Below are 23,125 nucleotides of genomic sequence, written 5' to 3'. Positions count from 1 at the left end.
TGCCGCGCCTGGAGCCGTGTCCGTCGCATGATCGACGGGACATGACTTCCTCCGACCTCACCACGTCCGCGCGCAGCGCCCGTCCCGGCGACGTCACGCCGGGGGCCGCCGCGCGCGCCGCCGCCGTGCCGGGCGTCGTCGCGGCACCCGGGATCGTCGCCGCCGTGACGGGCGCGCTGCCCGTCGTGACCACGGTCACGGCGGTCGTCGTGACGCGCGGCCGCACCCCGTTCCTCGCCCACACGCTGGCGGCGCTGCGCGCCCAGACGACGAGCCCGCACGAGGTCGTCGTCGTCGACGCCGCGACCGGCGACGCGAGCAGCGAGCACCAGGGCCTGCAGCTCGGGGACGCGCGCTTCGTCGCGGCGCCGCGCGCCCGCTCGTTCGGCGACGCGGTCGACACGGCCCTCGCGAACGTCGAGCCGGGCACGTGGCTCTGGCTCCTGCACGACGACTCGGCCCCTTCGCCCGACGCGCTCGCCGAGCTGCTGCGCGCCGTCGAGCACTCGAGCGCGGTCGCGGTGGCCGGCCCCAAGCAGGAGCGCTGGGTGCCCGGCACCGACGCCCAGCTCGCGGCGCCGTTCGAGCCGGGCACGGTCAGCCGCCTCGTCGAGGTGGGCGTGACCACGACGCCGCTCGGCCGCCGCCTGACCGGCATCGACGAGGACGAGGTCGACCAGGGGCAGCACGACGCGCGCGAGGACGTGCTCGCGGTCGGGCTCGCCGGGGCGCTCGTGCGGCGGGCCGTGTGGCAGGAGCTCGGCGGGACCGACCCCGAGCTCGGCCCGTTCGGCGACGGCCTGGACCTGTGCCGGCGGGCGCGCCTCGCGGGGCACCGGGTCGTCGTCGTGCCGTCGGCCGTGGTGCGGCACGCGCAGGCCTCCCTGCTCGGCCTGCGTGAGCGCCGGCGCGGGACGACGGCGCTCCCCGCCCCGGACCCCGACGCGTCGTCGGCGGCGCGCCGTCACTCCCAGCTCCACGCGCGGCTCGTCGGCGTCGCGGCGCCGTGGCTCCCGTTCGTCGCGCTCGCGATGGTCGTCGGCGCGCCGTTCCACGCCGCGTTCCGGCTGCTCGTCAAGCAGCCGGGGCAGGCCCGGGACGAGCTGCTCGCGCCGCTGTGGGCGCTCGCGCGGGTCGGGCCCGTCGTGCGGGCGCGCCGCGTGGCGCGCCGGACCCGGACGCTCCCGCGCCGAGCGCTGCGCCCGCTGCGCGGCACGTGGCGCGAGGTGCTCGTCGAGCGGCGCGACCGCCGGCTCGCGCGCGCCGAGCAGCGGCGCACCGCGTGGGCGCCGACCGACATCGAGCGGCGCGAGCTGCGCGCCCTCGCGGTGCGGCGTCGGGCCGGGCTCGCCGGGGCCGCCGTCGTGCTGGCGGGGTTCACCGCCGTCGTGTTCGGGCCGTTGGCGGGGGCTCTCCTCGCGGGCGGTCGGCTCGTCGGCGGGTCGCTGCTCCCGGCCACGGGGACGCTCGGGGACGTGTGGCGCGCGGCGACGACGGGCTGGGTCACCACGGGGCTCGGCGCGCCCGCGCCGGCGGACCCGTTCGTGTCCGCGCTGGTCCCGGCGTCCCTGCTCGCCGGCGGCGCGACGCAGACCGCTGTGAACCTCCTCGTCCCCGCGTGCTTCCTGGCGGCCGGCCTGGGCGCGTGGTTCGCCGCGGGCGCGGTCACGCGCTCGGTGCCGCTCCGGGCCTGGGCGACGCTCGTCTGGGTCGCCGCTCCCGCGCTCCTCACCGCCGTGGGTGCCGGCCGGGTCGGCGCCGTCCTCGTGCACGCGACCCTCCCGTGGCTCGCGCTCGCGGTCGTCCGTGCGCTCGGGCTCCAGCGGCTCGACGTGGTCGCGCCCCCGACGCAGGACGTCGTCCGCCGGGCTGCGCGCCGCGAGCCGGGGTCGCTCGCGGCCGCCGCCACCGCGGGCCTGCTGTTCGCGGTCGCCGTCGCCGGGGCGCCCGTGCTCCTGCCCGTCGGTGTGGTCGTGCTCGTCGTCGTGGCGCTCGGGGTCCGGGCGCACCGGCGCTACCTCGCCCTCGTCCCCGTGCCGGCCCTCGTGCTCTTCGCCCCGTTCCTCGTGCACGTGGCCCGCACCGCGGGCGACGGCGGGTGGCGGCTGCTGCTCGCCGACCCGGGCGCGCCGGTCGCGGCGACGCCCGCCGCGCCGTGGCAGCAGCTCCTGGGGCTGCCGACCGCGCCCGAGGCGTGGTTCGGGCTCGACGGGGGCGGCGCCGGTGACCTCCTGGCGCGCTGGGCCCCGTTCGCCGCCGGCGCGGTCGTCGTGGCGCTCGCCGTGCTCGCCGTGCTGCGCGGCCGCCGTCTGGCCGTGGGGGCGTGGTTCGTCGCGGCGCTCGGGCTGGCCGCCGCCGTCCTCGCCGGGTCGACCGTCGTGGCCGCCGGGGCGTCGCCCGACGCCCCGGTCACGGGGTGGCCCGGCGCCGGGCTGTCGCTCGCGCTGCTCGCCCTGCTCGGCGCTGCGCTCCTCGGTGTCCCGCGATGGCCCGGTGCCGGCGCCCCGGGCTGGCGGGCAGGCGCCGTCGTCGCGCTCGCCCTGGTCGTCACCCTGCTGCCCCTGGGGACCGCCGCGTCGTGGACCGTGGGCGTGCTCGACCGCGACGACGCCCGGGTCGGCTCGGTCGTGGCCACGACCGAGCCGGTGGTGCCGCCGGTCGGCCGCCAGATGCAGTCCTCGCCGCGCCAGGCGCGCGTGCTCACCCTGGAGCACGGTCCGGGTGGCGTCGTCGAGTACGCGGCGCTGCGCTCGGACGGTCCGCAGGCGGTCGACTCGTCGGTCGTCGTGCACGCGTGGCAGGCGGCCGACCCCGCGGTGACCGAGGGCGAGCTGCCCCGGCTCGTCGCGGAGCTCGTCTCCGGGACCTCGGCGGACGTCGCCGACGGCCTGGGCCGTCTGGGCGTCGGGGCCGTGCTCCTGCCCGCGTCCGCGCCGGAGGACCAGGCGCGGGCCGAGCTCGTCGCCCGGCTCGACATGGTGCCGGGGCTCGAGCGCATGACGGAGGGCCGCTCGGCGCTGCTCTGGCGCGTCGTGCCCGAGGGAGGCGAGCCGTCGTGGGCGCGCGTCGAGTCCGACGCGGGCGTCGAGCCGCTGGCCGCGGACCGCGACGCGCTGCGCCCGGTCGTCACGACCGTGCCCGAGGGGGCCGAGGACCGGCAGGTCGTCCTCGCGGAGGACGCGTCGTCCGGGTGGCGTGCGACGCTCGACGGCCGCCCGCTGGAGGCGGTCGACCCGGCGACGACCGGCGGGCTGCAGGCCTTCGCCCTCGGGACCGACGCCGGGCGGCTCGAGGTGTACCACGCCGCGGACCACCGGTCCGGCTGGATGGCGGCGGCGGGCGTGACCCTGGTCGTGTACGTGCTGCTCGCGGTGCCGGTCCGGCGCCGTCGCGCGGGAACGAGGTAGGAACGGTGACGACGACGAACGGCACGAGCCACGACGAGGCTCCGGAGACGGACGCGCGCCCCGGGCGCGCCCGGGCGGTGGTGCGCCGCGTCACGACGACGGGCGCCGGGCTGGTCGGCATCCTGGCGGTGGGCGCGGTCGTCGTGCTCGGGAGCACGGGCGCGGCGCTCCTGCCCGCGGCGCCGGCCCCGGCGGACCCCGTCGAGGAGGTCACGGTCGAGCCCGCCCAGGAGGTCTCGGTCTGCCCGGGCCCGGCGCGGCTCACCGACCCGGAGACGGTCGGTGACGCGCAGTTCGGTCCCGCCCCGGTCGGCACGTCCAGCCGGCTGCGCGCGGTGGTCGAGGGCGAGGGGACCGCCGGGCTCGGCGTGCTCGACGGCGGCGACCTCGAGGAGCAGGAGATCGCGCCCGGGCCGGGCGCCGACGTGACCGTGGGCGACGTCGAGGACCCCGCGCACGGCACCGTCCTGACGGTGCGCCCCGCCCAGGACTCGTCCCCGCGCGTGGCCGCGTCCGTCGGCTCCGTGACGACCGACGGCGACCTGCGCGGGCTCGCCGCGGCGAGCTGCTCCCGGCCGGGCATCAGCCAGTGGCTCGTCGGCGGGAGCACCGAGATCGGCAGCAGCTCCCAGCTCGTGCTCCAGAACCCCGGCCTCACGCCCGCGGTCGTCCAGGTGCAGGTCTGGGGGCAGGGGGGCGAGGTCGTGCTCTCCGGGGGCGGGCAGCAGCTCGTCGGTCCGGGGCAGGAGGTCGTGACCCTGGTCGAGGCGGCGGCCCCCGAGCAGCGCCGCCTCGTCGTCCACGTGGCCGCGTCGGGCGGCCTCGTGTCGGCGTACCTGCAGCACTCGACGCTCGACGGCCTCGTGCCGCTCGGCGTCGACCACGTGGTCCCGGGCGCGGAGCCGACGACGGACCTCGCGCTGGCGGGCGTCACGAGCGTCGGGGAGGCGGTCGACGACCCGCACGCGCCGCAGCTGCGCCTGCTCGCCCCGGGCGAGGAGGCCGGGACCGCGCGCGTCACGGTCTACGGCGAGGACGGCGCCGTGCCCCTGCGCGGGGCCGAGGAGGTCGCGCTCACGCCCGGCGTCGTCACGGACGTGTCGCTCGGCGGCCTGCCCGCGGGCGCGTACGCCGTCTCCGTGCACGCCGACGTCCCCGTCGTCGGCGGCGCGTCCGTCGACCGCCGCGGCGAGCCGGACCCCGACCTGCTCCACGAGGAGCGGCAGTACGACCGCGCCTGGGTCGCGGCGCGACCGCTGCCGTCCCTGACGGACGCGGAGAGCGCCGACGAGAGCGCCGGGTCCGCCGACGACACGTCCCCTGCCGGTCAGGTGGCGCTCGTCCCGGGCACGTCCTCCGCGCTGACGCTCGCCGCCGTCCCCGCGGCGCGTGCCGACGAGGACGAGCCGACGGGCTCGCTCGAGCTCCTCGTGCGCGTCTACGACGAGAGCGGCGCGGAGGCGGGCACGACGACCCTGACCCTCCGCGCGGGCACGACGCAGACGCTCGACCCGGCGACGGTGCGGGCGGAGGGGTCCGAGGCCGTCCCCGCGGCGGTGACGGTCGACGTCGTCGGGGAGGACGACGGCCTGCTCCCCGTCTGGTCGCTCACGGCGAGCGCCGGCCCGCCGAGCGGCGACGAGGGCGACGACGCGCCGAGCCTCGTGTCGGTGCTCCTGCCGGTCACGGACGCGCCCGCCGCCCACGAGGTCGCGGTCCGCGCGTCGGACACGGCCGGGCTCGGACGCTAGGCGACGGTCAGCGGTCGCCCGTGTAGCGCGGGTCGATCTCCTCCGGGGTGCGGGCCAGCAGGTGCGCGACCTGCTCGACGAGCACGTCGCGGACGAGGTCCTCGAGATCCTCGGCGTCGAACGCGCGCGCCTCGACGGGCCGCCGGTAGACCACGATGCGGGCGGGCTGGCCCGACTCGGCCGGGAAGCACCGGCCGAGCGGCACGCCGCCGTCCTCCCAGGGCGCCGGGTCCGACGGCGGGACGTCCTCCACCGCGAACTCCGTCCCGCGCAGCTGCTTCGCCCACGAGCGCTGCACGCGCTCCACGACGTCGAGCACGACGTCGTCGAACTTCTCCGCGCGGGTGCGGCTCGCGGGCGCGGTCGGCGGGAGGAGAGGACCTCGGATGCCGCGTCCCCGGCGGTCGCGCCGTCGGGGCACCGGGCCGTGGCCGCCCGGCCCGGGGGCGCGCGGCGGGATGACGAGCTCGTCGAACGAGACCGGGGGAGGGGTGACGGCGCTGCGACGCGACCAACGGTCGCGGGCCCGGCGCCCGGCGCCGGCCGGGTCGGGGCGCGAGCCGGGGGACGATGAGTTGCCACGCACACCCCGACTCTAGTCGGCCGCCGCCCGACGCACCGGGACTCGTCGTGCTCCGGTACGAACCCGGCCGCGACCAGCCACGGCCCGGAGCGGCGGCGGACGGCGTGTGCCGTCTCCAGGATCCCTCCGGAAGGCGTAAGGTCAGGCCGTGAGATCCGTCAGGCAGTGCTCGCGCACGGCGTGCGTCCGTGCCGCCGTCGCGACCCTCACCTACGTCTACGCCGACTCCACGGCGGTCCTGGGCCCGCTCGCGCACCTCGCCGAGCCGCACAGCTACGACCTGTGCGCCGAGCACGCGGAGCGGCTCACCGCGCCGCGCGGCTGGGAGGTCGTGCGCCTGTCGCCGCAGTTCGTCGAGACCGGTCCCAGCGACGACGACCTCTCGGCGCTCGCCGACGCCGTCCGCGAGGCGGGCAAGGTTCGCACCGAGCCGGAGCCGCCGGACGTCACCGAGGTCGGACGACGCGGGCACCTCCGGGTCCTGCGCGCCGAGGCCGACTGAGCCGTCACGCCCGGGCCGCCGCGCGTCGGTAGGGTGGGCCGCGTGAGCACCGACCTCTCCCCCCTCATCAAGGCCTACGACGTCCGCGGCACCGTCCCGGACCAGCTCAACCCGGAGGTGGCGCGGGCGGTCGGCGCGGCGTTCGCGCGGGCCGTGGTGCTGCCGGAGGCCCCGGCCGGCACGCGGCCCAGCGCCGTGCTGGGGCACGACATGCGCGAGTCGGGCCCGGAGCTCGTCGACGCGTTCGCCGCGGGGCTCACGGCCGCGGGGGTCGACGTGACGCGCATCGGGCTGTGCTCGACGGACGGTCTCTACCACGCGTCCGGGGTGCTGGGCGTCCCCGGGGCCATGTTCACCGCGAGCCACAACCCCGCCGTCTACAACGGCATCAAGCTGTGCCGCGCGGGCGCGCGACCGGTCGGCCAGGACACCGGCCTGATCGACGTACGGACCCTCGCGGAGGGTTACCTGGACGACGGTCTCCCGCCCGCCGCCGAGGAGCCCGGCACCGTCACGGACCGCGACATGCTCGCGGAGTACGCGGCGTTCCTGCGCGGCCTCGTCGACCTGTCGGGCATCCGTCCGCTCAAGGTCGTCGTCGACGCCGGGAACGGGATGGGCGGGCACACCGTGCCGGCCGTGCTGGGCACGGGCGCGGGACTGCCCGCCCTGCCGCTCGACGTCGTCCCGCTCTACTTCGAGCTCGACGGCACGTTCCCGAACCACGAGGCGAACCCGCTGGACCCGAAGAACCTCGGGGACCTGCAGGCGGCCGTGGTCGAGCACGGGGCCGACCTCGGGCTCGCGTTCGACGGCGACGCCGACCGCTGCTTCGTCGTGGACGAGCGCGGCGAGCCGGTCTCCCCGTCCGCCGTCACGGCGCTGGTCGGCCTGCGGGAGGTCGCGAAGGAGCTCGAGGCCGGGCGCACCCCCACCGTGATCCACAACCTCATCACCTCGCGCGCCGTCCCCGACTTCCTCGGGGCGGCCGGCGCGCGCACGGTCCGCACGCGCGTGGGCCACTCGTTCATCAAGGCGCAGATGGCGGAGCACGACGCCGTGTTCGGGGGCGAGCACAGCGCCCACTACTACTTCCGCGACTTCTTCTTCGCGGACACGGGCATGCTGGCGGCGATGCACGTCCTGGCCGCGCTCGGGTCGCAGCCGCACGCGCTGTCCGACCTCGCGGAGATGTACGAGCCCTACGTCGCCTCGGGGGAGATCAACTCGACCGTGGCGGACGTCCCGGAGGCGCGGGCGCGCGTCGTCGAGGCGTACGTGACCCAGCAGGGGGCCGGTCCGGTCGAGGTCGACGAGCTCGACGGCCTGACGGTCTCCCACTGGGGCTCTCACCCGCAGTGGTGGTTCAACCTGCGGGCGTCCAACACGGAGCCGCTCCTGCGGCTCAACGTCGAGGCCGCGGACGAGGACATCATGGAGAAGGTGCGCGACGACGTCCTGTCGCTCGTGCGCGAAACGCGTTAGGGGAACGTTCGAACGACCGCTACTCTCAGCGCACCCTGTACAACCGCTGAGAGGAACAACTCATGGCAACACCCCTGCGGGGAGCGGACTCCGGTCGTCGGTCCCCCGTCCGTGCGCGCCGCGTCACCCGCGCCCTCCTCGCGTCGACGCTGGCGCTCACGGTGGTCGGTGGCGTCAGCGCCACCGCCGGCGCGGAGACGGCCCCACCGTCCGAGACGGCCACGCTCGACGGCCTGGCCGGCGCGACGACGACGTTCCAGGAGACTCTCTCGGCGCGCCTGACGCCGGAGCGTCGCGCCGTCCTCGAGGAGAACGCGGCGACGCTCGCTGCCGCGGGGACTGAGCGGGTCGCCGGGAAGGACCGGTACCAGACCGCGGTGGGGGTCTCGTACGGCGTCTTCGATCCCGGCGTGCCCGTCGTGTACGTGGCCAGCGGGACCGGCTTCGCCGACGCGCTGAGCGCCGCACCGGCTGCCGCGGTCCAGGGCGGACCGCTCCTGCTGGTCCAGCCCAACGGGATCCCGACGGTCGTGGCCGACGAGCTCCGTCGCCTCGCCCCGCAGCGCATCGTCGTGGTCGGTGGCTCGGGAGCCGTGTCCGACGCGGTCTACCAGCAGCTCGCCGGGTACACGCCCGCGATCCGACGCGACGCCGGTGCGAACCGGTACGCGACGTCCCGCCTGGTCAGCGAGCGGGCGTTCGCCGGCCAGACCGTCGAGGTCGCCTACGTCGCCACCGGGACCGACTTCCCGGACGCGCTCTCGGCCGGCGCCGTCGCCGGCGCCTACGGGGTGCCCGTCGTCCTCGTCAACGGCAAGGCGGCCACCGTCGACGCCCCGACGAAGCAGCTCTTCCAGGCCCTCGGGGTCCGCGCGGTCGGCATCGCGGGCGGCAACGGCGCGGTGAGCGCCTCCGTCGAGGCCGACCTCCTCGGTGAGCCCTACCTCAACGGGAACGTGGTGCGGTTCGCGGGCAAGAACCGCTACGAGACCTCGGTGGAGCTCAACCGCGGCGTCTTCGACTGGGCGAACGGTGCGTTCCTCGCGACGGGGTCCGGGTACGCGGACGCCCTCTCGGGTGCGGCGGCGGCGGGATTCATCCCCGTCCCGCTGTGGGTGGTCCCCAGCACGTGCGTCCCCGCCGCGGTGCTCGGCGACGGTGCTGCGCTCGGTGTGAACAGCTACGTCCTGCTCGGCGGACGCGGGGCGCTCGGCGACGGGGTCGCCAGCCTGCGTCAGTGCTGACGGCCCTCCACGCGTGACGTCCGGCCCCCGTCCGTCCAGGGCGGGGGCCGGAGACGTCCCGTGACGCCGGTCCCCGTAGACTCGCGGGAGCACGGCGCGCACGGACGACGACGAGGAGCGAGCATGAGCCTGCAGATCGACCCCTGGGTGCGCGAGGCGCTGCGGTGCCCGGTGACGGGCGCCCGCCTCGTGGACGGGACGAGCCCCTCCGGCGAGCCGGAGCTGCACTCGACCGACCCGGGGCGTCCGCTCGCGTACCCCGTGCGCGACGGCATCCCGGTGCTGCTGGAGGACGACGCGCGCGAGCTCTGAGGACGCCTCGTCCCGCAGCACGACCGAAGGCCGGCCCCCGCGAGGGAGCCGGCCTTCGGCGTCGGGCACCGAGGGTGCCCGCACGGCTGCGGCGAACCGGGACCGCAGCCCGTCCGGGACGGGCCTGCCGGGCCCGTCGGAGCGCGGGTGGTCGGGGCGTCAGACGCCCGCGGCCTCCTTGAGGTCGTCGACGAACGTCGGGTTCTCCTCGAGCCACGCCTCGACGGCGGCCTGCTCGTCGGCGTACTCGTCGGAGTTGAACATCATGTTCTCGAGCGAGAACAGCTGCTCGTCGTCGAGGGAGAACGCGCCGAGCAGCTTCGTCAGCGTCGGGTAGCGCTCCTCGAAGTCGGCCGAGCCCCACATGTGGATCTTCTCCGCCTCGCCGAGCGCGCCCTCGGGGTCCTCGAGGTCGCGGACGGGGAACTCGTCGTAGGCCCAGTGCGGGCGCCACAGCGTGACCGCGATGTTCTCGCCGCTGTCGGTCGCGCCCTTGAGCTCGGCGAGCATCGCGGGGGTGGAGGAGATGGAGTAGTCCATGTCCTCGAGCCCGTAGGTGGGGATGACCTGGTCCTGGGTGATCTCGGTCAGGCCCGCGCCCGCCTCGATGCCGACGAGCTTGTTGCCGTACTCGTCGGACATGGCCGCGAGGTCCTCGAGGGTCTGCGCGGGGGAGTCCTCGTTCACCGCGATGGTGAGCTTGGCGTCGTCGTACCAGTAGCCGAGGTCGGTGATCTCGCCGCCGTACTTCTTCTCGTACGACGCGTGCGTGTAGGGCAGCCAGACGTCGAGCGTGAGGTCGAAGTCCCCACCGACGAGGCCGGTGTAGACGACGCCGACGTCGGCGGTCTGCGTCGACACGTCGTAGCCCTCGTCCTCGAGGATGGTGGTCCACAGGTGGGAGACGGCGATGCCCTCGTCCCAGCCGGACGGGATGCCGATGGAGACCGACGTCTCGTCCTCGCCGGTGGAGGAGGCGCCGTCGCCGGAGCCGCCCGAGCCGGAGTCGGACGCGCAGCCGGTGAGCGCGAGGCCGAGGACGGCGGTCGCGGCGACGGCGGCGGTGCGGGTGGTGCGCTTGCGTGCGGGGGTCATGCGTTCCTTCCGTGGGCCGGGGGGCCCGGTCGGGGTGCCCGACGGCGGGTGCGTGGGCAGGGTCCCGGCGTGCGGCCGGGGACGGTGGGTGGCGCGGTCAGACGCGCGCCGCGGCGAGGGCGCGCGCCACGGGGGCGCGGTCGCCGAGCGCGGAGGTCACGCGGTCGAGGAACATCGCGAGGATGACGACGGCGAGGCCTGCCTCGAACCCGAGCGCCACGTCGACGCGCTGGAGCGCGGCGACGACGTCCTCGCCCAGGCCGCCGGCGCCGACCATGCCGGCGATGACGACCATGGAGAGCGAGAGCATGATGACCTGGTTGACGCCCGCCATGATCGTCGGCAGGGCGAGCGGGAGCTGGATCTGGCGCAGGATGCGGCCGGGGGTCGAGCCGAACGCCTGCCCGGCCTCGACCACCTCCTTGTCGACCTGCCGGATGCCCAGCTCGGTGAACCGGACGCCGGGGGCCATGGCGAAGACGATCGTCGCGATGATCCCGGGCACGGGCCCGGTGAGGAAGATGACGACGGTCGGGATGAGGTAGACGAACGCCGGCATCGTCTGCATGAAGTCGAGCACGGGCCGCACGACGGCGGAGACGCGGTCGTTGCGCGCGGCCCAGATGCCGAGCGGGATCGCGATGGCGATCGCGAGGACGGCGGACAGCAGGACGAGCGCGAGGGTGTCCATCGCGTTGTCCCACTGGTTCACGCCCGCGATGAGGACGAAGCCGACGAGCGTGCCGCCCGCGAGCCGCCAGCCCTTGACGAAGAACGCCAGCGCGGCGAGGGCGATCGCGACGACCCAGAACGGAGGGCCGGACAGCACGGCGTCGAGCCCGTCGTAGACGCCGACGAGGACGTCCTTGATGAACCGGAAGAGCGGGCGGAACGTGGTGGTGACCCAGCCGACGAAGGCGTCGACCCACTCGCCGAGCGGGATGCGGGGGACGAGGGTGTCGTTCACGCGGCACCGCCTTCGGTCGGGGCGGCCGCGAGCGGGGCGGAGCCCTCCGCCGGCGCGTCCTGGACGACGGGCGTCTGCCCGAGGTCGATCTCGCCGGTCTTCGGCTGGTCGCCGGGGACCATGGCCTCGAGGAGCGTGACGCGGGGGACGACGCCGACGAGGCGGCCCTGCTCGTCCGTGACCGCGACGGGCAGCGGCGACTCCGCGGCGGGGGCGAAGACCTCCGCGAGCGGGGTGTCGGGGGAGACGGGTGCGACGCCCTGGCGCACGAGCCCGTCGAGGCTGTCCTGGCCCTTCTTCAGGGCGGCGACCGCGTCCTCGTCGCGCACGACGCCCTGGAGGCGGCGCTGGCGGTCGACGACGTACGCGGCCGAGACCTGCGCCTCGCGCATCGTGCGGCTCGCCTGGCGGGGACCGCCGGAGAGCGGGACGACGACGGCGGGGCGCACCATGACGGACGACGCCGTGAGGACGCGCGTGCGGTCCACGTCGGCGACGAACTGGGCGACGTAGTCGTTCGCGGGGTCGGACAGGATCTGCTCGGCGGTGCCGATCTGCACGATCCGGCCGTCGCGCATGACGGCGATCCGGTCCCCGAGGTGCATCGCCTCGTTGAGGTCGTGCGTGATGAAGACGATCGTCTTGCCGAGCGTCTGCTGGAGCTCGAGGAGCTGCTCCTGCATCTCGCGCCGGATGAGCGGGTCGAGCGCGGAGAACGCCTCGTCCATGAGCAGGACGTCGGTGTCGGCGGCGAGCGCGCGGGCGAGCCCGACGCGCTGGCGCATGCCGCCGGAGAGCTGCGAGGGCAGGGAGTCCTCCCAGCCGCCGAGCCCGACGAGGCCGAGCGCGCTGCGGGCCTTCTCGCGGCGCTCCGCCTTGCCGACGCCCTGGATCTCCAGGGGGTAGGCGGCGTTGTCGAGCACGGTGCGGTGGGGCAGGAGCGCGAAGTGCTGGAAGACCATCGACACGTGCTTGCGGCGCAGCGCGCGCATCTGCTTGGCGTCGGCCTGGGCGAGGTCGGTGCCGCCGAGCAGCACGTGCCCGGACGTCGGCTTCCACAGCCCGTTGAGCATGCGGATGAGCGTCGACTTGCCGGAGCCCGAGAGGCCCATGACGACGAAGATCTCGCCCTGCTTCACGTCGAACGACGCGTCGATGACCGCAGCGGTGCCGAGCGGCTTGACGTCGTCGCGGCTCGCGCCCTGCTCGAGGCGGCGGATCGCCTCGACGGGGCGGCGCCCGAAGACCTTGTAGACGTCGCGGACCGAGAGCGCGGTCGCGCGTTCGTCGGTGCCGACGGTCGCGGCGCCGGCGTGCGCGGCCGGGTCGGTCGGCACGGGTGTGCTGAGAGCTGTCATGCGGTGGGTGTCGCCACCTTCCGGTCGTGGACCAGCGTCACGCCCCTCCGGAGCACCCGGGTGCGGGCGCTCGACGAGAGGGCACGGCAGGAGGCCCCGGGTGCGAGGACGTCCTCCCTGGGGTGGCGCGTCCGGCCGGTTGCCCCCGCAGGGGCCGGCGCACACAGGGCCTCACGCTGATCCGATGTCAATCGGTTCGCGCCCACCCTGCCTGATTCGAGGTTCAACTTCTACCCAGGACCCCCGCACCGGGGGCGATTCCAGGACGATTCTTGACCGAGCATCGTTGGAATGGCGCGGATGACGGCGGAACCGGGATCGTTATCCCTTCGTGATCTTGAGATGGTCAAGCGTTCGTGTTACGCGCGCGCCCGGGCGCGCGCGCCGGACGAACGGTGGTGCTGCGGGCCCGGGCGGTCCGCGCCCCGGCCGGACGGCGTCGTCCTCGGTAGGCTGGTGCCGGGCGGGCCGCGGTCCCGTCCCGCGCGGACGGGAGCCCCCAGCGCAGCAACCGACCAGTCATCGGCAGCCACCGCCGAGCCGGCACCACCGGCTCCGCCGGCACCGAGAACGCACAGGAGAACCATGTCCACCACAGCGCAGGCCCCGACCTCCGGCGCCACCCCCGGCTTCGACGAGATCCCCGGCCGGTACAAGGTCCGCGACCTGTCCCTGGCCGAGGCGGGCCGCCACCAGCTCCGCCTCGCCGAGCACGAGATGCCCGGCCTCATGGCGCTGCGCGCCGAGTACGGGGAGTCGCAGCCGCTCGCGGGCGCCCGCATCGCCGGCTCCCTGCACATGACCGTGCAGACGGCCGTCCTCATCGAGACGCTCGTCGCGCTCGGCGCGCAGGTGCGCTGGGCGAGCTGCAACATCTTCTCGACGCAGGACGAGGCGGCGGCCGCCGTCGTCGTCGGGCCGCACGGCACGCCCGATGACCCGCAGGGCGTCCCGGTGTTCGCGTGGAAGGGCGAGAGCCTCGAGGAGTACTGGGACTGCACCGAGCAGATCCTCGTGTGGCCGGGGGACGAGTCGCCCAACCTCATCCTCGACGACGGCGGCGACGCCACGATGCTCGTCCACCTTGGCCTGCAGTACGAGCGCGCCGGCGTCGTCCCGCCCGACACGCTCCCGGGCGAGCCCGACCACACCCACGAGATGAACGTCGTGCGCGGGGTGCTGCGCCGCGCGCTCGAGGCCGACCCGCTGCGCTGGACGACGATCGCGCAGGAGATCCAGGGCGTCACCGAGGAGACGACGACGGGCGTGCACCGCCTCTACCAGCTCGCCGAGTCGGGCGAGCTGCTCTTCCCGGCGATCAACGTCAACGACTCGGTCACCAAGTCGAAGTTCGACAACAAGTACGGCATCCGTCACTCGCTGCCCGACGGCATCAACCGCGCGACCGACGTCCTCATGGGCGGCAAGGTCGCGTTCGTCGCGGGCTACGGCGACGTCGGCAAGGGCGCGGCCGAGGCGTTCCGCGGCCAGGGCGCGCGCGTCATCGTGTCCGAGGTCGACCCGATCTGCGCGCTCCAGGCCGCGATGGACGGCTACCAGGTCGCCCGGATCGAGGACGTGCTCGGCGAGGCCGACTTCTTCATCACGACCACGGGCAACAAGGACGTCATCCGCGCCGAGCACCTCGTCGCGATGAAGGACAAGGCCGTCGTCGGCAACATCGGCCACTTCGACAACGAGATCGACATGGCCGGCCTCGCCGAGGTGCCCGGGGTGTCGCGCACCGAGATCAAGCCCCAGGTCCACGAGTGGACGTTCGCGGAGCCGGGCCCCGACGGCCAGCCCGCGGGCCGCTCGGTCGTCGTGCTGTCCGAGGGCCGCCTGCTCAACCTGGGGAACGCCACGGGCCACCCGTCGTTCGTCATGAGCAACTCGTTCTCGAACCAGGTGATCGGCCAGATCGAGCTCTACCAGGACGCGACGGCCGCCGCGCGCGAGGGGCGCGAGCGCGCCTACGCACGCCAGGTCTACCGTCTGCCCAAGGTGCTCGACGAGAAGGTCGCGCGCCTGCACCTCGACGCGCTCGGCGTCCGGCTCACCGAGCTCTCGCCGTCCCAGGCGGACTACCTGGGCGTCCCCGTCGAGGGGCCGTACAAGCCGGAGCACTACCGCTACTGAGCACTGCCCCGAGTCGTCCGGCACGCGCCGAGGAGGTCGCATGGACCCGTCGTCCGACGAGCGCACGCCGGTCGTGCCCTCGCCCCCAGCGGGCGAGGGCACGGCGGGGCCGGCCGACGAGGTGCGCGACGAGCCGCCGCCCGGCCGGGTGCGGCCGCTGTGGCACCGCGTGGGCGACCGCTGGGAGCGCGAGCCCCCGCACGACCTCTTGTACGGCGCGATCGTCGCGGGGTTCGTCATGGCGGTCTCCAGCGTGCACGCCCCGACGGGCGACCGCGTCGTGCTCGCGACGACCCTCGTGGCGGTGGGCTACTGGCTCGCGCACTGCTACGTGGACGCGGTGAGCGGACGCTTCCACGACACCGGGCACTCGCTGTGGGGCCGCACGGTCGTCGCGCTGCGGTCCAACGTCGGGGTGCTGCTCGGTGCGCTCCCCGGGATCGTCGTGTACCTCGTGGCGCTCGCGGCCGGGCTCGACGCCGAGGGCGCCGCCCTCGTCGCGGTGTGGTTCACCGTCGTCCTGCTCGGCGTGGTGGGGTTCCTCGCCGCGTACCGCGCGGGGGCGCGCGGAGGTCTGCTGGTGGGGGAGACGCTGCTCGCCGCGGCGTTCGGCGGAGTGGTCATCGCGGTCAAGTACCTGCTGCACTGACGGCAGGCACGGGGGTTGTCCCCACCCGGGTGCGGCGGACGCCACCCTGTCGTCGCCGCACGCGCGCGCGCAGACTGGCACCATGACTGCCGTGACCCCTGACCAGCCGAGCGTCGTGCCCGCGGGCGAGCCCTCGCCCGGCGCGCCCGAGGCGGCTGTGCCGACGCCGCACCCCTCCGCGGTGCCGTCGTCGCCCGCCGCGCCGTCGGACCCCTCGGCGTCCGCCGTGGCCGCCGCGCCCGGGGTCCCGGGCGCGTTCGCGGGCTCGCAGCCCGACCCGCGGTACGTGGACCACCGCGAGCGGGTCGGCTTCGCGCGCGCACCGTTCGCGGGGCGCACGTGGCGCGAGTACGGGTACCTCTCGCTCGCGCTCCTGCTGGCGCCCTTCGCGTTCTCCTACGGGCTGTTCTCCGTGGTCTTCCTCGTCGCGATGATCGTGCCCGTCCTGGGCCTCGTCGTCGCGGGGTGGGTCGTGGTCGGCGGGCGCGGCTGGGGCTCGATGTACCGGTCGCTCGCGCGGTCCCTGCTCGGGGTCGACGTCGCCGCCCCCGCCCCGTACACGCGCCGCCGCGGCTTCTGGAGCACGCTGTGGAGCGGGATCGGCGACGGCACGGGGTGGCGGGCCGTGCTGTTCCTCCTCGTGACGTTCCCGCTCGCCATCCTGTCCTTCGTCGTGAGCACGGTCTTCCTCGCCGTCGGGCTGGGCGGCATGACGCACTGGATCTGGTCGCGCTGGCTCCCGCTGCAGCAGGCCGCCGACGGGACGTGGCACCGCGGGGCGCAGATCGGCGTCGACTGGTACGTCGACACCCCGGCGCGCCAGCTCGGCCTCGTGCTCGTCGGGGCGCTCTTCCTCTGGGTCTGGCCGCACGTCACGCGCGCGTTCGCGCACCTCTTCCGCGTGCTCACCGTCGCGCTGCTCGGCCCCACGCTGTCCAGCCTGCGCGTCGCCGACCTCGAGGAGTCGCGCGGCCGCACGGTCGAGGACGCCGACGCGAAGCTGCGCCGCATCGAGCGGGACCTGCACGACGGCACCCAGGCGCGCCTCGTCGCCGTCGCGATGCAGCTCGGCGAGGCCAAGGAGCAGCTCGCGGCGGGCGGCGACGCGGGCGACGCGCTCGAGCTCGTCGACCTCGCGCACTCGTCGACCAAGGAGGCGCTGATCGAGCTGCGCGAGCTCGCGCGCGGCATCCACCCGCCGGCGCTCGACAACGGCCTCGCGGTCGCGCTCGAGACCCTCGCGGCGCGCTCGCCGCTGCCGGTGACGGTCGACGTCGACCCGGCCGTCGAGGCGTCCGGCCGGCTCGCCCCCGCGGTCGAGTCGATCGCGTACTTCTGCGTCGCCGAGCTCGTGACGAACGCGGTCAAGCACGCGCGCGCGTCGGGCGTGTACGTGCTCGTGGAGCGCCAGGGCGGCGGCCGGGGGGCCCGCCTGCGCCTGCGGGTGCGCGACGACGGCCAGGGCGGCGCGCGCGTCGTGCAGCCGGGCTCCGACGGTCACCGCTCGGGGCTCGCGGGTCTCGCGGAGCGCGTGCGCTCCGTGGACGGCTCGCTCGAGCTCACGAGCCCCGTCGGCGGGCCGACGGTCGTCACGGTCCTCCTGCCCGTCCGGGTCTGACGTGCTGCGCGCGAACGGGACGGTCCTGCCCGGGCGGCGGGGCGGCGTCGGGCAGGATGTCCCCGGGGCACCGCGCCCGCCCGGGCCGCCCGGCCCGCCCGACCGGAAGGACACCATGCGGCTCGTCATCGCCGAGGACTCCGCCATCCTGCGCGACGGTCTCGTCGCGCTCGTCACCCGCCGCGGCCACGAGGTCGCGGCGGCGGTCGCGGACGGCGACGAGCTCGTCGCGCAGGTCGCGCGGCTCGCGGCGCAGGACGCGCTGCCGGACGTCGCCGTCGTGGACATCCGGATGCCGCCGACGTTCACGGACGAGGGGCTGCGCGCCGCCCTCGCGCTGCGCGCGGCGCACCCCGACCTCGGGGTGCTGCTCTTCTCCCAGTACGTCGAGACGCGGTTCGCGAGCGAGCTGCTCACGGGCGGGGCGCGCGGCGTCGGCTACCTCCTCAAGGACCGCGTCGCGGACGTCGGCGAGTTCGTCGACGCGCTCACGCGCATCGCCGCGGGCCAGACCGTCCTCGACCCGGAGGTCGTGAGCCAGCTCATGGGCGCGTCGCGGTCCGACGACGGTCTCGCGCGCCTCACGCCGCGCGAGACCGAGGTGCTCGAGCTCATGGCGCAGGGCCGGTCGAACTCCGCCATCGCGGAGGCCCTGTTCCTCTCCTACGGCGCGGTCGAGAAGAACGTCACCTCGATCTTCGGCAAGCTCGGGCTCCCGCAGGACGCCGGCGACCACCGCCGCGTCCTCGCGGTCCTGCGCTACCTCAAGGTCTGAGCGGCTCTCAGCGCCTCCAGGTCTCAGCGGCTCCAGGTCGGAGCGGCGGGGGACAACCCCCCGGAACCTCGGTGGACGACCGCGACGCGGTCGGGGGACCGTCCCGTACCGGGACGAACGGGATGTTTCGAGACTGGTGAGCACCGGGAGACCTCCCGGGCCCGCCGACCGAGGAGCATCCCGTGGCCGTCCTGTCGCCACCCCCCGCCCGACCCCGCGCGTCGTCGCCCGTCCTCCCGGCCGCGCGCCGGACCCGGGACGGCGGCCCGCCCGCCCTGCGCTCCGACCGGCCCGGCGCGGCGGCCGCGGCGGGCGAGGGACCGCGTCGTCCGTCGCGCGACGTGTTCGTCGACGCCGTGCGCGCCGTCGCGACCCTGAGCGTCCTCACGGTGCACTGGCTCATGGCGGACGCGACGTGGGACGGCGAGCAGCTCCGGATCGGGAACGCGCTCGCGCACGGCGCCGGGTGGGCCGTGACGTGGGTGCTCCAGGTGCTCGCCCTGCTGTTCTTCGCGGCGGGCGCCTCGGCGGCGTACGGGCTGCGGCGTGCCGGCAGCACCGGCGGGACCGGCGCCCGGGGCCGGGTCGTGACCCGCCCGAGCGTCGCCGCCGACCTGGCCGACGGCGTCCGCCTCGCGGGCGCCCGGCTGCCGCGCCTGCTGCGGCCGGTGGCCGTCTTCGTCGGGGCGTGGGTGGTCGCCGTCGGCGTTCTGCTGGCCGTCGGGCTCCCGGCCGACGCCGTCCGCTCGCTCGCGACGCTCGCGCCGCAGCTCCTGTGGTTCCTCGCGGTCTACCTCGGTCTCGTCGTCCTCACGCCGCTCCTGCGTCGCGCGCTGCACGCCGCCGGCTGGTGGGCCGTCGCCGGGCTCGCCGCGGCCCCGCTCGCGGTCGAGACCCTGCGGTTCGGCGCCGGGCTCGAGCGGCTCGCGCTCGTCAACGTGGTGCTCGTGTGGGCCGTGCCGTACGCGGTCGGGCTCCTCTACGCCGACGCCCGCTCGGGCCTGCGGGTCGTGCGCCGGGGCCGCGTCGTCCCCGTCGCCGTCGTGCCGCGGCCCCGCGTGCTCGTGGCCGTCGGGCTCGCCGCGGCGGCCCTCGCCGCCCTGCTCGTCGCCGTCGGGCCCTACCCGGTCTCGCTCATCGGCATGCCGGGCGACGCGATGTCCAACCTGGGGCCGCCGACCGCGCCCGTCGTGCTGCACGCCGTCGCGCTCGCCGCGCTCGCGCTCGCCGCGCGGGGACCGCTCGTGCGCTGGGCCGACGGCCGGGGGCGGTCCGTCGTGCGCGGTCTCGCGCGACGCTCGATGACCGTGTACCTGTGGCACCTCACCGCGATGGTGGTCGTGGTCGGGGTCGTCCTCGTGGTGCTCGGGCAGGAGCTCCCGGCCGTGGGCGGCGCCGACTGGTGGGCGAGCCGGCCCGTCTGGTTCGGCGCGTTCGCCCTCGTGCTCGTCGGGATCGCGCGCGTCGTCGGGCGGTTCGAGGACGCCCCGACGGGGCGCCGCGCGCGTCAGCGCGTCGGGTCGGGCACCGAGTAGGGGAGCCGGTGGAGCAGCTCGGCCTGCTCGCGCGCGGCGGCCTGCGCGCGGTGGGCCGTCGCGCGGTCCCGGTCGCGGCGCTCGGTGAGCACGGCGAGCAGGAACGTCTCGGGGTGGGTGCCGGGCGGCGGGCCCGGCGCGACGTACCGCTCGACCTGCCCCGCGAGCTCCTGGCCCAGCCGCGCGCGCGACGCCGGGTGCAGGCGGTCGGCGCGCCCGAGGAACTGCCGGGCGGCCAGCGCGAGGCCGTCCGGCAGCCGCCGCATGTCCGCGTGCGCGGCCCACGCGGCGAGGTAGGGCGGCATCGCGAGCGGGGCGAGCGTCGGTCGCCCGCCCCGCACCCGGATCGCGTACGTGCCCGCCGCCATGTCGCCGAGCCGCTTGCCCTTGTCGTTCGTCAGCGACGCGACGAGCGCGACCGAGCCGAACGTCAGCCAGATCTCGCCGACCCCGACGAGCGCCCGCAGGAACGCGTGCCGGAACCGGACCGGGCCGCCGTCGTCGCGCACGACCCGGATGCCGAGCGCGAGCTTGCCGAGCGAGCGGCCGCGCGAGAGCGTCTCGACCGTCGTCGGGATGACGACCATGACGAGGATCGAGAACGCGATGAGGATCGCGGTGACCAGGTCGAGCTCGAGCGAGCCCAGCGAGGCGCCGAGCACGAAGAGCGTCGCGACGAAGAACACGAGCACGACGAGCAGGTCGAGCGCGAGCGCCAGCCCGCGCGTCACGAACGACGCCGGTCGCGCGTCCAGGACCACGCCCTCGCCGATCACGATGCCCTCGCGCACGCCCGCTCCCGTCCTCGCCGTCGCGGGCCCTGCCCGCCGGTCGGTCGGCGCACCGGCGGCACGCCCCGTGTGGCAGGGTATCGGTCGTGGACCTCGACGCCTTCACCGACGTGCACGGCGCGGAGTGGGACCGCCTCGACGCGCTCGTCCGCCGCCGCACGCTCGACGGCGCGGAGGCCGACGAGCTCGTCCGGCTCTACCAGTCCGTCGCGACGCACCTGTCGACCGTGCGCTCCGTCGCGCCGGACCCGGTGCTCATCTCGCGCCTGTCCGTGCTCCTCGGGCGCGCCCGCACGCGCATCGCGGGGGCGCACGAGCCCGCGTGGCGCGACGTCGTGCGGTTCCTCACGGTGTCCCTCCCGGCCGCGCTCTACCGGATCCGGTGGTGGTCGGTCGGCGTGACCGCCGCGTGCCTCCTCGTCGCGCTGGTCGCGGGCGTCTGGGTCGCGACGACGCCCGAGGGCCTCGCCTCCATGGGCCCGCCCAGCGTCCAGGAGGAGTACGTGAACGACGCGTTCGCGTCCTACTACGACCCGGGTGTCGACTTCGCCGCCGTCGTGTGGACGAACAACGCGCGGATCGCGGCCTTCTGCGTGGGCCTCGGGATCACGGGGGTGTTCCCCGTGTGGGTCCTGTTCCAGAACGCGGTCGGCATCGGCGCGATCGGCGGCATGATGGCCGCGCACGGTGAGCTCGCGCTCTTCCTCCAGCTCATCGCGCCCCACGGGCTGCTCGAGCTCATGTCGATCTTCGTCGCCGGCGCCGCCGGGCTGCGGATCTTCTGGGCGTGGATCGACCCCGGCCCCCTGCCGCGCTCGCGCGCCCTCGCCCAGGAGGGCCGGGCGCTCGTCACCGTCGCGATCGGCCTCGCGATCGCGCTCGCGGTCTCCGGCGTCATCGAGGGGTTCGTCACCGGGTCGGAGCTGCCGTGGTGGCTCAAGATCGCCATCGGGGCGGTCGCGCTCGCGGCGTTCTGGGTCTACACGATCGTGCTCGGCCGCCGCGCGGTCCGGGCCGGGGAGACGGGCGACCTCACAGCCGACCACGCGGGCGACACCGCGCCCGTCGCGGCCTGACCCGCGACGCCTCAGGCGTCGACGACGACGCGCGCCCGCGCGTCCGGCCACCCGCACCGCACCCAGTCCTCGGCGCGCGCGACGACCTCGTCGCGCACCGCGGGGTCGCGCAGGCGGTCGGCGAGGCTCGGCGCCTCGTCGCCGGACGCGCCGGGGCCGCTCCCTGCGCGCAGGGGTCGCACCTCGACGTGCACGACGACGTCCGTCCCGTCGGCCGGGCGCGTCCCGTCGGCCGGTTCCGCTGCTCGGGCGCTGCGCGCCGCCGGTGCCGCCGGCCGGGCCGTCCAGGCGCCCGCGACGCGGCCGTCGACGAGGACCGCCGCCGCGACCTGACCGTTGACGCTCACGACGCTCGTGACCGGCAGGTCCCCGAGGACACGCGTGCGGTCGTCGTGGGACAGGAGCAGGTTGTCGAAGTCGCCCGCGAGGACCACGGGCACGGGCTCGTCGCCCGGCGGGCGCGGCGCGTCGGGCAGGTCGAGGAGCTCGGTGCCGGCCGGGCCGGTGAACGTCACGAGCTCCGGTCGCAGCACGTCGACCGCGGCGCGCAGCCGGGTCAGGCCCGCCCAGCGCTGTGCGTCGGCCACCGACGCCGGGCCGAACGCCGCGAGGTACCGCCGCACGAGCCGCACGCGCGCCGCGAGCGTCGCGTCCGGGTCCGTGCCGTGCGCGACGGCGTCGTCGGCCCGACCGAGCCAGGCCTGCGCCGTCGTCCAGGTGGTCGTCGTGCCCGTGCCGCTCGCACCCCACAGGCCGCGGGGCGGGACCTGCACGAGCGGGAGCAGGCAGCGGGCCGCGTACGCGAGGTGCTTCGGGTCGACGTCGGGCCACCGCTCGGCGAGGCGCCGCCCCACCTCGACCGACGTCAGCGGATCCGCGAGCAGGTCGCGCGCCGCACGCTCGAGGTCGTCGAGGTCGACGTGCGCGAGCGCGGTCCCGTGCTGGTTCCGCGACCGCAGGTAGGTCGCCAGACCAGGGCGGGCGAGCGCCGTCAGCTCGAGCGCGTCGTCGGCCGCGACGAGGTGCACCGTGCCGCGCAGCGTCGCGACGCGCACCACCCGGCGGTCGAGCAGGCGGTCGCCCAGGTCGTCGGGCGCGAAGCCCGCCAGGCGCGACCAGAGCGCCGGGTACGGCGACGACGGGACCTGCGACTGCAGGCCGACGAGGTGGCGCACCTCGTCCAGCACGGTCGCGTCGCGCGGGGCGGCGAGGTGCTGGCGCGCGAGCAGCGCCCGGTTGAGGTCGTCGTGGCTCAGCCGCGGCCCGAACCGCTCGTCGGCCATCGGCCCGTCAGGACAGGACGATCGCGAGCGCCGGGACGAGGAACGTCGCGAGCAGCGCCACCACGACGATGATCGCGACGCGACGATTGCGCCGGACGCGCTGCCGGGGGTCGGTCGGCTGCCAGGCCACGGGAGTCTCCTGAGGTCGGGATGGACGTGCTGCACGACCCTACCTCTCGCCCCTGACGGTCGGGGGAGAGGGCCCCGGAACCACCTCCCGCGAGGTAGAGGCCTGGTCTCCCGAGGTAGAGCCGTAGCTCCGCGAGGTAGAGGCGAGGTTTGCGCGAGGTAGAGGCGTGGGTTGCGCGAGGTAGAACGGTGGTTCCGCGAGGTGGAGGCGTGGTCGCCCGGGGTGGGCCTGCCCACGCTCGAGGGGACGACGACGTCGGGCCACCCCGGACGGGTTGCGTGCCGACCGGATGGTCGTGGCGCCCGACCGGGCGCTTCTGGTGGCCCGGCGCCGCAGACGGAGCCGGGATCCCTGCTCGGCGAACCCGGGCACCCTCATCCCGTGAGACCAGGCCTCTACCTCGCGCGCCCTCGGCTCTACCTCGG

19 protein-coding genes are annotated in these 23,125 nt (G+C 75.8%); 12 read left to right on the top strand and 7 right to left on the bottom strand.

The genetic code is table 11. The features are described 5' to 3' along the window. The first annotated feature begins 41 nt into the window (after positions 1-41). Both BJP59_RS12270 and BJP59_RS12265 read left to right on the top strand, forming a co-directional pair. Positions 42-3,407, top strand: coding sequence for a glycosyltransferase (locus tag BJP59_RS12270; RefSeq protein ID WP_194521053.1), 3,366 nt, complete (start codon positions 42-44; stop codon positions 3,405-3,407). Positions 3,408-3,412: 5 nt separating this feature from the next. Next, positions 3,413-5,158, top strand: coding sequence for a DUF5719 family protein (locus tag BJP59_RS12265; RefSeq protein ID WP_194521052.1), 1,746 nt, complete (start codon positions 3,413-3,415; stop codon positions 5,156-5,158). 7 nt (positions 5,159-5,165) lie between these two features. Here BJP59_RS12265 and BJP59_RS12260 read toward each other — a convergent pair whose 3' ends face one another. Continuing rightward, on the bottom strand, positions 5,166-5,744 hold the full coding sequence (locus BJP59_RS12260) for a metallopeptidase family protein (RefSeq protein WP_336244565.1): 579 nt from the start codon (positions 5,742-5,744) through the stop codon (positions 5,166-5,168). Between the two features lie 145 nt (positions 5,745-5,889). Here BJP59_RS12260 and BJP59_RS12255 point away from each other — a divergent pair, with 145 nt between their 5' ends. The 4 genes from BJP59_RS12255 to BJP59_RS12240 all read left to right on the top strand — a co-directional run bounded on the left by BJP59_RS12255 (position 5,890) and on the right by BJP59_RS12240 (position 9,284). Next, entirely contained in the window at positions 5,890-6,243 is a 354-nt protein-coding gene (locus BJP59_RS12255; RefSeq protein ID WP_009863301.1) for a DUF3499 domain-containing protein, read from the top strand. A 42-nt stretch (positions 6,244-6,285) separates the two neighbouring features. Then, a complete protein-coding gene (locus BJP59_RS12250) occupies positions 6,286-7,728 on the top strand; it encodes a phosphomannomutase/phosphoglucomutase (protein WP_194521051.1) in 1,443 nt (480 codons plus the stop codon). A 62-nt stretch (positions 7,729-7,790) separates the two neighbouring features. Next, the gene (locus BJP59_RS12245; protein WP_021479799.1) at positions 7,791-8,972 is read left to right on the top strand and encodes a cell wall-binding repeat-containing protein; all 1,182 of its coding nucleotides are present in this window, start codon (positions 7,791-7,793) and stop codon (positions 8,970-8,972) included. 123 nt (positions 8,973-9,095) lie between these two features. Continuing rightward, entirely contained in the window at positions 9,096-9,284 is a 189-nt protein-coding gene (locus tag BJP59_RS12240; protein WP_021479800.1) for a Trm112 family protein, read from the top strand. A gap of 159 nt (positions 9,285-9,443) precedes the next feature. Here BJP59_RS12240 and BJP59_RS12235 read toward each other — a convergent pair whose 3' ends face one another. The 3 genes from BJP59_RS12235 to BJP59_RS12225 all read right to left on the bottom strand — a co-directional run bounded on the left by BJP59_RS12235 (position 9,444) and on the right by BJP59_RS12225 (position 12,704). Next, positions 9,444-10,379, bottom strand: a complete 936-nt coding sequence (locus BJP59_RS12235; protein WP_194521050.1) for a glycine betaine ABC transporter substrate-binding protein — start codon at positions 10,377-10,379, stop codon at positions 9,444-9,446. A 97-nt stretch (positions 10,380-10,476) separates the two neighbouring features. Continuing rightward, entirely contained in the window at positions 10,477-11,346 is an 870-nt protein-coding gene (locus tag BJP59_RS12230; RefSeq protein WP_194521049.1) for an ABC transporter permease, read from the bottom strand. Further along, entirely contained in the window at positions 11,343-12,704 is a 1,362-nt protein-coding gene (locus BJP59_RS12225) for a quaternary amine ABC transporter ATP-binding protein (RefSeq protein ID WP_021482688.1), read from the bottom strand. Before BJP59_RS12225 ends, BJP59_RS12230 begins: the two co-directional genes overlap by 4 nt. A 585-nt stretch (positions 12,705-13,289) precedes the next feature. Here BJP59_RS12225 and ahcY point away from each other — a divergent pair. The 5 genes from ahcY (at position 13,290) to BJP59_RS12200 (ending at position 19,420) form a co-directional block, all read left to right on the top strand. Beyond that, positions 13,290-14,843: an adenosylhomocysteinase gene (gene ahcY, locus BJP59_RS12220; protein WP_442861511.1), complete on the top strand. Its 1,554-nt coding sequence runs from the start codon at positions 13,290-13,292 to the stop codon at positions 14,841-14,843. A gap of 40 nt (positions 14,844-14,883) precedes the next feature. Beyond that, a complete protein-coding gene (locus tag BJP59_RS12215; protein ID WP_085387527.1) occupies positions 14,884-15,492 on the top strand; it encodes a hypothetical protein in 609 nt (202 codons plus the stop codon). Between the two features lie 82 nt (positions 15,493-15,574). Beyond that, the gene (locus BJP59_RS12210) at positions 15,575-17,110 is read left to right on the top strand and encodes a sensor histidine kinase (RefSeq protein WP_228485026.1); all 1,536 of its coding nucleotides are present in this window, start codon (positions 15,575-15,577) and stop codon (positions 17,108-17,110) included. 115 nt (positions 17,111-17,225) lie between these two features. Next, positions 17,226-17,885, top strand: a complete 660-nt coding sequence (locus tag BJP59_RS12205; protein ID WP_034651737.1) for a response regulator transcription factor — start codon at positions 17,226-17,228, stop codon at positions 17,883-17,885. A gap of 182 nt (positions 17,886-18,067) precedes the next feature. Next, positions 18,068-19,420 carry an acyltransferase family protein gene (locus BJP59_RS12200; protein ID WP_228485025.1) on the top strand — a complete coding sequence of 451 codons (1,353 nt, stop codon included), beginning with the start codon at positions 18,068-18,070 and terminating at the stop codon, positions 19,418-19,420. Here BJP59_RS12200 and BJP59_RS12195 read toward each other — a convergent pair. Further along, positions 19,393-20,211 (bottom strand): RDD family protein, encoded by an 819-nt coding sequence (locus tag BJP59_RS12195; protein ID WP_194521048.1) that lies wholly within the window; start codon positions 20,209-20,211, stop codon positions 19,393-19,395. The genes BJP59_RS12200 and BJP59_RS12195 overlap by 28 nt on opposite strands. 86 nt (positions 20,212-20,297) lie before the next feature. Here BJP59_RS12195 and BJP59_RS12190 point away from each other — a divergent pair, with 86 nt between their 5' ends. Further along, positions 20,298-21,287 (top strand): stage II sporulation protein M, encoded by a 990-nt coding sequence (locus BJP59_RS12190; protein ID WP_194521047.1) that lies wholly within the window; start codon positions 20,298-20,300, stop codon positions 21,285-21,287. 11 nt (positions 21,288-21,298) lie between these two features. On the opposite strand, the gene BJP59_RS12185 is transcribed toward BJP59_RS12190, so the two are convergent. After that, complete coding sequence (locus BJP59_RS12185) at positions 21,299-22,570, bottom strand: winged helix DNA-binding domain-containing protein (RefSeq protein ID WP_194521046.1); 1,272 nt, start codon at positions 22,568-22,570, stop codon at positions 21,299-21,301. A gap of 7 nt (positions 22,571-22,577) precedes the next feature. Next, positions 22,578-22,700 (bottom strand): hypothetical protein, encoded by a 123-nt coding sequence (locus BJP59_RS20155; protein WP_255179365.1) that lies wholly within the window; start codon positions 22,698-22,700, stop codon positions 22,578-22,580. Between the last annotated feature and the right edge of the window lie 425 nt (positions 22,701-23,125).

The sequence above is a fragment of the Cellulosimicrobium sp. JZ28 genome (assembly GCF_015327065.1).
In the GTDB taxonomy this organism is placed as follows: domain Bacteria; phylum Actinomycetota; class Actinomycetes; order Actinomycetales; family Cellulomonadaceae; genus Cellulosimicrobium; species Cellulosimicrobium funkei.
The sequence above is the reverse complement of the archived record's forward strand: the minus strand, read 5'-3'. Positions and strand labels throughout refer to the sequence as shown.

Excerpts from the sequence above, each read along its gene's own strand:
- BJP59_RS12270 (WP_194521053.1), top strand. The coding sequence starts at position 42 with ATGACTTCCTCCGACCTCACCACGTCCGCGCGCAGCGCCCGTCCCGGC.
- BJP59_RS12245 (WP_021479799.1), top strand. The coding sequence starts at position 7,791 with ATGGCAACACCCCTGCGGGGAGCGGACTCCGGTCGTCGGTCCCCCGTC.
- BJP59_RS12240 (WP_021479800.1), top strand. The coding sequence starts at position 9,096 with ATGAGCCTGCAGATCGACCCCTGGGTGCGCGAGGCGCTGCGGTGCCCG.
- BJP59_RS12235 (WP_194521050.1), bottom strand. The coding sequence starts at position 10,379 with ATGACCCCCGCACGCAAGCGCACCACCCGCACCGCCGCCGTCGCCGCG.
- BJP59_RS12225 (WP_021482688.1), bottom strand. The coding sequence starts at position 12,704 with ATGACAGCTCTCAGCACACCCGTGCCGACCGACCCGGCCGCGCACGCC.
- ahcY (WP_442861511.1), top strand. The coding sequence starts at position 13,290 with ATGTCCACCACAGCGCAGGCCCCGACCTCCGGCGCCACCCCCGGCTTC.
- BJP59_RS12215 (WP_085387527.1), top strand. The coding sequence starts at position 14,884 with ATGGACCCGTCGTCCGACGAGCGCACGCCGGTCGTGCCCTCGCCCCCA.
- BJP59_RS12210 (WP_228485026.1), top strand. The coding sequence starts at position 15,575 with ATGACTGCCGTGACCCCTGACCAGCCGAGCGTCGTGCCCGCGGGCGAG.
- BJP59_RS12205 (WP_034651737.1), top strand. The coding sequence starts at position 17,226 with ATGCGGCTCGTCATCGCCGAGGACTCCGCCATCCTGCGCGACGGTCTC.
- BJP59_RS12185 (WP_194521046.1), bottom strand. The coding sequence starts at position 22,570 with ATGGCCGACGAGCGGTTCGGGCCGCGGCTGAGCCACGACGACCTCAAC.